The sequence below is a fragment of the Flammeovirga aprica JL-4 genome (genome assembly GCF_012844305.1).
Lineage (GTDB): Bacteria > Bacteroidota > Bacteroidia > Cytophagales > Flammeovirgaceae > Flammeovirga > Flammeovirga aprica.
In genome coordinates this window covers 1-11,871 of record NZ_JABANE010000170.1, presented here as the reverse complement: position 1 = coordinate 11,871, position 11,871 = coordinate 1, and the positions used below count along the sequence as shown (strand labels likewise).

The following is an 11,871-nucleotide window of genomic DNA, read 5'->3' as shown; positions in this document are numbered from 1 at the left end:
CTATAACTTTTGTTTTACGACCCATAATTAGGGTATAAATATAGCTTATATTTTAATTTGTCTCAGTACTTATTAGTTTCATTAGTATTTTACTTTAGGTAATGTGAATCTCAAACAAATTGCCTTGTTTGAAAAGTACAAATAGTTTAGCCTTTTAATGATTTATCTAGATAGTATTGACAATATACAAATCATTTCTTCAGAAGAATAACATAAACACATTGTAATCTGAATTTTCGAATATTTATTGTGTTTAGAAATTAGGAGATTTTTAATGATTTTAAGGGCACGAATGGATTTTAGCTTTTGCCTTCAAAGCCTTGAATTTTTTGCTTCGTTTTGTGTTAAGATAAAAATGAAGAAGAAGGAAGTTTGAAAGTTTAGCCTAATAAATTTGTAGAAATGTTGATTATAATTTTTTTTACACGAAAACCTTTTAATCAAAATTTCACCTTATCACGAAGTCGAGTTGTAGGTACTTCAAAGTATTTATAAATAATCCAAGATCCTATCAGCGTTAATCCCCAATAGAGTCCGTATTGTGATATCGCAATGATATAACTCTTTTCAGTTAAACTAGTCCAAGGTATTGCATAAATAATATTAAGCTGTACCACAGATAAGTTGAGTAAATACATAGAGTAGGAGAGAAGACTTAGGGTTGTAATACTTTTATAAATTACACCTCGTCCTGATTTTATTTCATACAAAAAAGGAAGCAATAATGCAGTAGCTAAAGAAGTCACAGAAAAAGATAAAACACAGTTATAAAAACCGGTATGTGAAATGATACTAGTAATGAACTCTATTTTAACAACAGTAAGTAAAGACAACCCAAGAAAGAATAATTTTTTTTTGTATTTCAACCAAGTGGTTTTGAAATAATGATGACAATAAGCACTGATGACGCCATACATCAGAGCATCTAATCTTGTAATAACTTGCTTTCTAAACAGAATATCCCATTCGAAAGAAGATTGAATATTGATATGAGCGTATTTATAAAAACGAAAAAATATAATGGTAATTATCAGCGTTAAAGCAACGGACAAGACGGCTTTCTGATTTGAAAATTTTAGGAAGTGAATAGAAAGAAAAATAAATAAAGGAGTGATAATATAAAACCATTCTTCAACGCTCAAACTCCAAGCTTCAGGAAAAAAGTCAGGATGTTTGTAAAACAGGTTTTGGCTGAAAACAAAATAACTTTTGATACTCCATATTTCTAACCCGTTGTTGTGTAGAATATTAAACCCAAATAATATTAGAAGGGTTAAATAATAATTAGGCAGTGTTCGAAACCATCTTCTTATCCAAAAGTTGAAAAGGAGTTTTGTTGAAGGTTGATTATTTTCAAGTTGTTTGATTAAAATACCTCCAATTAAGAACCCACTCAAGACAAAGAAGAAAGAAACACCATCAAAAATAAGAATATCATGAAAACGACCCCATCTAAGGGGAAGAAAGTACTTTCCGTGTTCAAATATTACAAATAAAATAGCGATTGCTCTCAGAATATCTAAACCATAAATTCTGTTATCACTGATTTTAATATTAAAAAATGTTCCCATTATGCCCTTCTTTAAAAGCAACAAAGATAGTATTTTATTCATTGTTAAGAATATAATTGGGGCCGTTCAATTATCACAATTTCCCTTTTATATATTCAGCTTTAATGTTTTTATTATCAACGGATTATCACGTTTTCTGTTTGTGTAATAGAACCTAAAAAATAACTAATTTTAGAGGGGATTTATTAATTATTGTCAATTATTGGATTAAAAAAGACATATTTTAGACCTTTTTTCTTTCAAATAGACCTCATTAATATAATTTATCTTAATTACCTTTGAGCGTAGCAAAAAACAAGTAGTTAATACTTTACAGAATTATAATTCACTACTGAAAGTTATTTATCTAACAATTAACAAACTATCAAAATAATGAAATTGATCACTCAAGCAGTGAGAATGTTAGTCATGTGTGTGACTATGACTCTTATCTCTACATCTATGCTATTTGCACAAAACCGTATTACAGGAAAAGTGCAAGAAGCAAGCAGCAGAAATCCGATTGAATATGCCACTGTGGCATTGTACAATGAAGCGGATAACAGCCTTGTAACCGGTGTGGTTACAGACGCTAAAGGAGCCTTTTCTTTGGCAAAACTTAAAAAAGGGTCTTATAGGCTGACAGTAGCTTTTATGGGCTTCCAGACTTTTACAAAAAGTGGAATTTCTCTCTCTGGTAACACAGTAAACCTTGGTTCAATTGCTCTTCAGGAAGACAATCAGATGCTTCAGGAAATTGAGGTGAAAGGGGAGCAATTAACAGCTGTAACTAAAGTAGACCGTCAGGTGTATGATGCCACAAAATTTGAAGCAGCAGCTGGTGGTACTGCAACGGATGTATTGAGAAATATGCCGTCGGTAAGTATCAATGCTGAAGGTGATTTGTCTGTAAGAGGATCATCTGGATTTGTGGTTTTATTGAATGGTAAGCCTGTACAGTCAGATGCGGCAACAATCTTAAACCAATTGCCTGCCAATGCGGTAAAGAATGTGGAAGTAATCACAGCTCCTTCTGCAAAATATGATTCAGAAGGAAAAGCAGGTATTATCAATATCATTACCACAAAAGGAGCAACAGATAATCTTTATGCTCAAGTAAATGTGAGGTATGGTTTACCGGCAGTTGAAAACTACAACAATGGTAAAAATCCTTTGCGTTATGGTGGTGATTTCACAATTGCACAGCAAAAAAACAAGCTGAACTGGGCATTAGGTGCATCTTACCAAAGAAACGACAAGTCGGGTAGAAGAGAAGGTGATGTATGGACGCAGATTGATGATGATCCTAAATTCATGTTCCCGTCGGATGGAGAGCGTTCTTATGTGGAAGAAAATTATTCAGCCAACTTATCATTAGGATATCAAGCAACGGAAAACACAAGTTTCAACTTTGCCGCTATGGGTGGTATCAGAGACAAAACGCGTTTAGCAGATATCTATTATAATGATAACCGTTTTGCAGACCAAGATCCTTCGGAAGCTTTCAAATATTATAACCACAACTCAAGAAACAGACAGTCAGATTTCTTCGTGACTAGTTTCGATTTTAATCACAAATTTGCGAATGCTTCAAAACTTTCAGCGTCGGTATTATATGAATACACGTTATTGGGTGGTCCTACATTTAACGACAACCAAAGACATGGATTTACAACACCTGTAGAAAGTCAATATTACTACCTGAAAGAAAGAAATACCAATGAAAACCCTTTAAATGGTTTCAGAGCAAATATTGACTACAGCTTTAAGCCTTCAAAATTAGGGCAGTTTGAGATTGGATATCAATTCAGATCGTTGGATCATAAAGGTGATTTTTTATATGAAAGAGAGCAATTGCAGGATGGAAAACCTACTGGGGATTGGGAAATTGTAGATAACTATTCTTCTAATTTAAACCTTCAAAGAAACATTCACTCAGCTTATGGTCAGCTTTCAGGTGAAAAAGGAGCATGGACGTATGGAGCCGGTTTAAGAGCAGAATATATGGATCGTCAAGTGGATTTCTTGGGGTATGAAAATGGTCAATTAATGCCAGAAAACAATAGAGAGGTGAAAAACTATGATTACTTCAAATTGTTCCCATCTGCTAATTTACAATATCAAGTAACGGACGGTTTTGCATTGAAAACGGCTTACTCAAAGCGTGTACAGAGAACGACTACTTTCAAAATGAATCCATTCAAAGAGAAAGAACACTCGGAGACCTTGGAGCAAGGTGATGCTGACTTATTACCAGAGTTTATTGATTTGGTAGAATTGGGAGCTACACAAGAAATTGGTGATCATACTATTTTCGCTACAGCGTATTTCAGAAATACTGAAAACTTGATCAACAGAACAAATACATTTGATAGTGATTCGGTATTGAACCGTGTTTATACGAATGTGGGTAATTCTAAAGTGTTTGGTTTGGAAATAGGAACTTCATTGAAATTGACTGATTGGTGGGATTTCTATGCAGGTGGTAACGTTTATCACCAACATATCACAGGTCAGTTTGATTATGATGATACAGACCGTGATTGGATGATCTCAATTCCTGTAGATACAAAAGCATGGCAGTATAGCTTTAACATCAATACGAACTTCCAAATCACGAAGACCTTATCTACGAACTTCGCCTTCAATTACCTGTCGGAAAGAGTGACAGCCCAAGGTGAGGATTCAAGATTCTATAGCCCTAATTTATCTATTAAGAAAACATTCTTAGATAACCGCTTGGCTGTGAATTTCCAATGGTTGAACATGGACATGGGATTATTGGACACCAACGAGCAACGCATCACAACAAGAGGAGACTATACAGCACGATTAGCTGATGGATCTACTCAAAGACAACAATTCTACACGACAACCAACTATGTATATGAGGTTGATCAATTGATCATTAACATTACATATAACTTCAATAGCTTGAAGAACAAGTCGAAGAAAGTGAAGTCTGAATTTGGTGCGAAAGAATTCTAGTTTTCATTAAGAGTTAAGAATGAAGAATTAAGAATGGTGTTGTGGATATCGTCTTAGTTTAGAATTCCCCCGTAGAGATCGCATTCATGCTATCTCTACGAACCATAAGCAAATACCTCTTTGGTCACTACGACTGAAGAGGTTTTTATATTTATGTATTGAATAGCAAAATGTTTTTTATGGTGGTTCAGTGGACGTTTTACTAAAACGCCTCTACAATCTACTTTCATTTTTTTGGTAGAATATCATTTATGATGGATGCCGTTGTAGGGATGTTGCATTGCAACGTCCACTGAACCACCATAAAAATCATTTTACGAACCATCATTCTTCCCTCTTAATTCTTCATTTTAAATACCCCACTGTTCGTGGTGTTAAGCGGTAGCGTCACTACGAACTTACATATTGAATAAGTTTTCAACTTATAACAAAAAACAAAAACCTCTTTGGTCCTAATGACTGAAGAGGTTTTTTATATTTATTCTCTTGTATTGAACAGTAAAATGTTTTAAAGTGGTACAGTGGACGTTTCAATGCAACATCCCTACAAAATATAATTTAAACTACCACCGCCCTCAACTTCTTCCTCAAATGTGCCAAAGCCTGCCCAATTTGTTTCTCCACTGTTTTTGGAGAAATCTCTAAAAGTTCAGCAATCTCTTTATAAGTAAGCCCGTCATTTCTACTCATTCGGAAAGCATTCTGGCTGGCAGGGGGTAATTCATTGGTAAGTTGTTCAATGTAGGTAGAGAGATCTTCTGCCTCTAAATTCAATTCGGTATACTCTTCGAAGGGCTGATTCTTCTCAAACTCAAAATAATCAGAACCTTCACCTTCATAGCGTTGTTTTGCTGAGTTTTTAAAATTAAGGACAGCGTTTTTGACACTACGGAAACAATAACCTTTTAATGATCCTTCAATCTCAATTTTTTCCTTGTTTTCCCACAGTTTAAAAAATACCTGACTGATGATATCTTCACCATCAGAATGAGTAACACCCATGTGATGAGTATAAAGTAATAGGTTGTCATAAAGCTCTAAATATAAAGTTTTGAACTGATGAACATCCCCATTTTGAATTAGTCGCCAAGTATTGTTGTTTTCGTCTTCCATAGCAATACAAAACTACAATTTCATACCCTGCTCAGCGTTATAGCAATTTTAAATTTTGTATTAACGACTGTAAATATTGTGAACCTTGTGTTACATAATTTATCAAAACATTAATTCAAAAATTTCTATGGGGGTATCTAATCTCACACTTTGTCTTTACTATTGAATGACAAAAAATATGATAGAAAACAAAGAAACATATAGTCTAATAGGCAAGGCACTTGCAGAGGAATTAAGTGAGGAAGAAAGAGATCTTTTCATTAAGAAAATGCTTTCTGATGCTTCATTTAAAGAAGATTTTGAGCAATCAAAAAAGCTTTGGAATGCTCCTGCAAAAGTGTCTGATAGGGCCATTAGATCAGCAGATCATTTAATGCAAACTATTGAATATAGTAAGAAGGAAACGAAGGTAATTCCTTTTTATCAACAATGGAGTAAATATATAGGGGCAGCAGTGGTTGTACTAGTATCTCTTATAGGGGGCTATAATTATATTGATCAGCAAGAAAAAATACTGACACAAAGCACTGGTTTTGGTGAGAGCAAAGAAATACTACTTGCTGATGGAACAATAGTATTGCTGAACTCAAAGTCTTCTTTGGAATATCCCGCTGCATTTAAAGGTGACTTTAGAAAAGTAAACTTAGTAGGAGAAGCCTTTTTTGATGTTACAAAAGACAAGGAACATCCTTTTAAAGTCAATGCATCAGACTTGGAAGTAACCGTATTAGGGACCTCATTCAATGTCTCTACTTATGCTAAAGATAAAGAGAATTCTGTGGCCTTATTAACTGGAAAGGTAAAGCTGAAAAATGCATTAAACAGTGATGTCACCACTTTGTCACCGGGGCAGACTTATGTGATTGATAAAGAAATTCAGAAGGGAAGTGTCATTACTGAAAACCAATTAAATAGAACTTCTTGGCTGAGTGGTCAGGTGGTCTTTAATTATGCTTCATTGAAAGAAGTAATCAATAAAATGGAAAGGTTGTATCCAATCTCTATTGAAGTGAAAAATCAAAAACTTTTGGAGAGAAAAATAACAACTAAAATCAATAAGGGTGATCAGCTAGAAGAAGTATTAGCACTTTTGGAGATCCTCTTAGAATGCAAAATTGAAAAGAAAAACCAACTAATAATTTTACAATAAAAAAAGGTACTAGACTGCTGCAACAGTCGAATACCTCTTAACTAATTTTCGTTACGCAAATTTATGCAATTTTCTTCGAAACTTTCAAGAGCCTTAAGAATATTTTTTCTTTTAGGAGGGCTCACTACATCCTCATTTGCCCATGAAAGTGGACTTACGGAGGGTATTTCTACGACTATCACAGTAGAAAAAATGCAATTGAGAGATTATCTTTCAAAGGCAGAAAAACAATTTAATGTTCAATTTTCTTATAGTAACAACGTGGATGATGCCCAGTGGATCAGCGTTTCAGAAGCTGCAACTTTTGAAGCAATGACGGCTCAGCTCAAAGCAGAAGGTTACGACTTGAAGAGAATTGGAGATAATATCATCATTACGCCATCTGCCAAAGAAGTACAACAGGAAGTTCGTATCAAAGGGCAGGTGACGGACAAGAGTGGTGAATCTATTATCGGTGCCGCTGTACAGGTGAAAGGGACTAACATCGGTTCCATTACTAATTTAGATGGAGAGTTTGAATTGCTTGTGCCTTCATCAGAATCAGTTCTTATTGTTTCCTTTGTGGGTTTTATCACAAAAGAAATAGTGGTAGGAGCAGCAACAAACTTCTCAATTCAGTTGGAAGACAACACACAGGAATTGGAAGAAGTAGTAGTGATCGGTTATGGTTCTCAATCCAAAGAAGAGGTGACGGGTGCGATTTCTAGTGTCCGTTCGGATGAATTGCAAAACTACGCGGCAAGTGGTCTTGATCAACAAATGGTCGGTAAGATGGCCGGTGTATTGATTAATGAAAATAACGCTGCACCAGGACAAGATGCAAAGATTACAATTCGTGGTACTTCTTCGTTGACAGCCGGAACGAATCCATTGATTGTGGTTGACGGAATGCCACTTTCGGAAGGAACTTCAATGAACGATATTCCTCCAAGTTCTATTGCTTCCATTGACGTATTAAAAGATGCGGCATCTTCAGCGATTTATGGTTCAAGAGCCTCTAATGGTGTGATTTTGATTACCACAAAACAAGGTTATCAAGGAAAAACCAAAGTGAGTTTCGACTATTTCACAGGTATTCAACAGGCGGCAAGTTTAGTGGACTACGCTGATGCATATGAGTCAGCACAATTCTTTACTCATGCACGTGATTGGGGGTATGTTTCAAAAGATCCTGCAAATAGAAGTATCCACGATAGCCCAGATGTTAGAGCGGCAAATGGAGCTTCAAAAAGAGAGTATCGATTACATTATGTAGATCCTTATTTGAGAGGAGAACAAGGTTTGACAAATACGAATTGGAATGATCACCTTTTCCAAAATGCCCCGATCAGTAACTACAGCGTTTCACTGAATGGAGGTAATGAAAAGACAAGTTTCTATACCAATGTTGCCTATATGGAGCAAGATGGTATTGTACCGACTACTGGTATGGAAAGGTTTACCGCCAACCTTAATTTGAGAACGAAATTAAGTGACAGAGTGGAGGCAGGTGTTAGTTTGAACACAGCTTATTCAGTGATTGAGCAAGGTTCGGATATTGCTATTTCAAACCTTTGGATCGCTTACCCATTCTTTGATCCTTATAACCCTGATGGAACTATTAATATCGGCGATCAACATGAGGCAAATGCTCCTGAAGATGGTGCATTACAAGAGAATCCATTGGCACTTTTGACGTATACTAAAGATGTTATGACTCGTTTCAGAACGTTTGGTAATGCTTTCGCAAGCGTAGAATTGTTGGAGGGTTTGAAATATAAACTTTCAGCAGGTATGGATTATAATGGAGAGTTTACAGATTTCTATTCACCAAACAGCATTGGAGGGTATAGACAGCCTTTCCCTACCAAGCCAGCGGAAGCAAGAGAGATCAATGACAAGTATTTTAATTACCTTTTTGAACATATCTTGACTTACAACAAAGTCATTGGAGACCATAATATCAGTGCTTTGGCAGGGATGACGATGCAGAGAGAAGACGGTACAAGAACAAGAGTGATTGGTATGGGAATGGTTGATGATAATGTGGACAACATCGGCGGTGCCTCTTCTTTTAATGTGGATGCTTACCGTTACACATGGACGCAACAATCTGTATTAGGTCGTTTGCAGTATTCATACAAAGGAAAATACCAAATGGCACTAGCGGCTAGAGCGGATGGTTCATCAAGATTTGGTGATAATTCAAAGTGGGGTTACTTCCCTTCGGTTTCAGGTGGATGGATTTTATCCAAAGAAGATTTCTTCCCAGAGCAAGATGTAGTGACGTTTGTAAAGCTTCGTGCCAACTGGGGACAAACGGGTAACAACCAAATAGGAGCTTACGGATCTAAAGCCTTAGTGACACAAACAGATTATATCTTCGGAGGGGGATTACACCCAGGATATTCAGCAACTACAGCTCCTAACCCTAACTTATCATGGGAGACTAACGATTCTTACAACATTGGTTTTGATATGCAGTTGCTAAAGAAAATCAACTTATCAGCCAACTATTATAATTCCATCACAACAGACTTATTACTAGAAGTTCCAGTTCCTGAACAATCAGGTTATTCTACTTCATTACAGAACATTGGCTCTTTAAGAAACAACGGTTTTGAATTAGAATTACAAGGTTATGATTTCCATATCGGTGGCGTAACAATTGGTTTTAATGCCAATATCACAACGAACAACAATGAGATTTTATCATTAGCACCGGGTCAAGAACAGATCATTACAGGTTACAATGGCTCGTTCAGAACGAGAGTGGGTGGCCCAATGGCAGAAATGATTGGTTATGATATTATTGGTGTGTATAAAGATCAGGGAGAGATTGATAATTCGGCTCATTTACAAGGGACACTTTTGGGAGATTATATTGTCAGAGATGTAAATGGTGATGGTGTAATTGATGAGAACGACATGGTTTCATTGGGGACTTATGAGCCAAATTTTCATTACGGTTTTGGTGCCAATTTAACTTACAAAGGGTTTGATTTCTCTTTCACATTCAATGGTATTCAAGGGCGTAAGATCTTTGATAGAGACATGATGCAGTCAAATACAGGAGAAGGTTTTGCCGTACCAACCAAAGATTATTATGATAATTACTATCATCCAGAACACAATCCAAATGGTCATTATGCACGACCAAACATGGGTAATTTCTCAGCGGCAAGAAAGAACACAAGAGGTAGTAGCATTGATGTAGTAAGCGGTGATTATTTACGCTTAAGAAACGTGACTTTAGGGTATAATTTACCAAAATCAGTGCTTCAAAAATTAAATATAGCTGGGCTAAGAGTCTACGCTACAGCCAACAATCCATTGACGATTACTAGCTATAAAGGTATCAATATGGACGGTTCAAACACCAATAACTTGGAGCAAGGCTGGATCACAAATAACCCTCACCCCATTGTAAGGTCTTACTTACTAGGTGCTAATCTTAAATTCTAAATCAAACACAATCATGAAGACTAGAAATAGTTTATATATATTAATCCTAACCGTTTTACTATCGTCATGTGACTTTAGTTTAGACCAAAACCCAATCACTGAAAAGGATGGAGATAAGTTTTACAAAACGGAGGTAGAGATTGAAGAGGCAGTAACAGGTGCATATAGTATGCTAAGAGGAAACGGTCTTTACGGTACCAATATGCCTGTTTTAGGTGAAATTCCTTCTGACAATACTTTTGATGAAGTGCCTGCCAATGACGGAGGTAATTATGGTGAATTGGATGAGTTTACCACAATCCCTACCAATAGCGTAATCTCTTCTAATTGGAGAGAATCTTACCGTACGATTCAGAGGTGTAATACCGTTTTAAATCGTATTACTGATATTGCTTTCAAAAATGAGGAAGTAAAAATCAACCGAATGGGAGAGATGAAGTTTATCAGAGGTTTGATGTACTTCAATATGGTTCGTCTTTTTGGAGATGTTCCTTTGGTGATTACAGAAACAACGGATGTCAACGATCATTTCGGGCAGGGTAGAACAGATTTGAACTTGATCTATGAGCAAATCATCATCGATTTAGAAGAAGCGATTGAAGAATTGCCAGTAAAAGGAGATATGGATGGAAGAGTTGAAAAAGGTGCCGCTCAGGCTTTATTAGCCAAAGTATATTTGACATTAGATGACAAAGTGAATGCAAAGAAGTATATCGATGAAGTCATCAATTCTAACCAATACCAACTGTTAGAAAAAGGTGAAGAAGTATTTACGATTGCCAATAAAGGAAACGCTGAAGTGATTTTTGCTGCAAAGTTTGCCTCAGGAATCAACGGTAATGTAATGGGATCTCAATACTACAGAATGTGTTCTCCATCAGGACATTTCGCAGGTGGAAAAGGTCATAATATCCCGACTCAACAATTGTATAATTTGTATGATGACAACGATGCTCGTAAGGATCAATTTGTATTGCCTGTAGAGACGATCTATTACGTTTCTGGAAAAATGGAAGCACCTGCCTGTTACGGATCAAAATGATTGCGGTAGCGACTATGTCATCCTTCGTTATGCAGACGTAGTATTGATGTCCGCTGAAATTGAAAATGCGTTAGGCAATACTTCTTTAGCATTGGAAAGATTGAACAGTATCAGAAGAAGGTCGAATGTTTCAGAAGTGACTTTAACAACTGATTTGGATGCTGTTATTGCAGAAGAAAGAAGATTGGAGTTAGTAGGAGAAGGACATCGTTGGTTTGACTTATTAAGAACAGGTAAAGTGATTGAAGTAATGAACGCTCACTTTGAAGAAAGAGGTCAAAACATCACCGTTCCTGAATTCAGATTATTGATGCCAATCCCTCAATCACAGATTGATACAGATCCAGCGATTAAGCAGAATCCGGGGTATTAATAACTTGTGGTGACTTAACCACAAAATATGTTTTTAGAAATCAGGAGATTTCTGAATATCCTTTAGGCACGAATGTCGCTATCGCTAAACATTCGCGCCAGTCGGGGAGGCAATTCTCCTTAGCGCAAGTGTTAAGCGATAGCGTACTAACTTAGCATTGTCAAAAGGAAATAAAACTCCTCAGAATAATATTTTGGATTTTCGAGGAGTT

At 36.2% G+C, this 11,871-nt stretch carries 7 protein-coding genes; 5 read left to right on the top strand and 2 right to left on the bottom strand.

Annotated features, from left to right (window positions below; genetic code table 11):
- Positions 1-440: 440 nt before the first annotated feature.
- Positions 441-1,571 carry an acyltransferase family protein gene (locus tag HHU12_RS31445; protein ID WP_169660705.1) on the bottom strand — a complete coding sequence of 377 codons (1,131 nt, stop codon included), beginning with the start codon at positions 1,569-1,571 and terminating at the stop codon, positions 441-443.
- 372 nt (positions 1,572-1,943) lie between these two features.
- On the opposite strand from HHU12_RS31445, the gene HHU12_RS31440 reads away from it, so the two are divergent.
- The gene (locus HHU12_RS31440) at positions 1,944-4,538 is read left to right on the top strand and encodes a TonB-dependent receptor domain-containing protein (protein ID WP_240971218.1); all 2,595 of its coding nucleotides are present in this window, start codon (positions 1,944-1,946) and stop codon (positions 4,536-4,538) included.
- Positions 4,539-5,096: 558 nt separating this feature from the next.
- Here HHU12_RS31440 and HHU12_RS31435 read toward each other — a convergent pair.
- Positions 5,097-5,651, bottom strand: a complete 555-nt coding sequence (locus HHU12_RS31435; RefSeq protein ID WP_169660704.1) for an RNA polymerase sigma-70 factor — start codon at positions 5,649-5,651, stop codon at positions 5,097-5,099.
- A 178-nt stretch (positions 5,652-5,829) separates the two neighbouring features.
- On the opposite strand from HHU12_RS31435, the gene HHU12_RS31430 reads away from it, so the two are divergent.
- The 4 genes from HHU12_RS31430 to HHU12_RS35165 all read left to right on the top strand — a co-directional run bounded on the left by HHU12_RS31430 (position 5,830) and on the right by HHU12_RS35165 (position 11,660).
- Complete coding sequence (locus tag HHU12_RS31430) at positions 5,830-6,801, top strand: FecR family protein (protein WP_169660703.1); 972 nt, start codon at positions 5,830-5,832, stop codon at positions 6,799-6,801.
- A 63-nt stretch (positions 6,802-6,864) separates the two neighbouring features.
- Positions 6,865-10,245, top strand: coding sequence for a SusC/RagA family TonB-linked outer membrane protein (locus tag HHU12_RS31425; RefSeq protein WP_169660702.1), 3,381 nt, complete (start codon positions 6,865-6,867; stop codon positions 10,243-10,245).
- 13 nt (positions 10,246-10,258) lie between these two features.
- Positions 10,259-11,287, top strand: a complete 1,029-nt coding sequence (locus HHU12_RS31420) for a RagB/SusD family nutrient uptake outer membrane protein (protein WP_205960046.1) — start codon at positions 10,259-10,261, stop codon at positions 11,285-11,287.
- Between the two features lie 46 nt (positions 11,288-11,333).
- Positions 11,334-11,660 (top strand): RagB/SusD family nutrient uptake outer membrane protein, encoded by a 327-nt coding sequence (locus HHU12_RS35165; protein WP_394353221.1) that lies wholly within the window; start codon positions 11,334-11,336, stop codon positions 11,658-11,660.
- The last annotated feature ends 211 nt before the right edge of the window (positions 11,661-11,871 follow it).

Excerpts from the sequence above, each read along its gene's own strand:
- HHU12_RS31420 (WP_205960046.1), top strand. The coding sequence starts at position 10,259 with ATGAAGACTAGAAATAGTTTATATATATTAATCCTAACCGTTTTACTA.
- HHU12_RS31425 (WP_169660702.1), top strand. The coding sequence starts at position 6,865 with ATGCAATTTTCTTCGAAACTTTCAAGAGCCTTAAGAATATTTTTTCTT.
- HHU12_RS31445 (WP_169660705.1), bottom strand. The coding sequence starts at position 1,571 with ATGGGAACATTTTTTAATATTAAAATCAGTGATAACAGAATTTATGGT.
- HHU12_RS31435 (WP_169660704.1), bottom strand. The coding sequence starts at position 5,651 with ATGGAAGACGAAAACAACAATACTTGGCGACTAATTCAAAATGGGGAT.
- HHU12_RS31440 (WP_240971218.1), top strand. The coding sequence starts at position 1,944 with ATGAAATTGATCACTCAAGCAGTGAGAATGTTAGTCATGTGTGTGACT.
- HHU12_RS31430 (WP_169660703.1), top strand. The coding sequence starts at position 5,830 with ATGATAGAAAACAAAGAAACATATAGTCTAATAGGCAAGGCACTTGCA.
- HHU12_RS35165 (WP_394353221.1), top strand. The coding sequence starts at position 11,334 with ATGTCCGCTGAAATTGAAAATGCGTTAGGCAATACTTCTTTAGCATTG.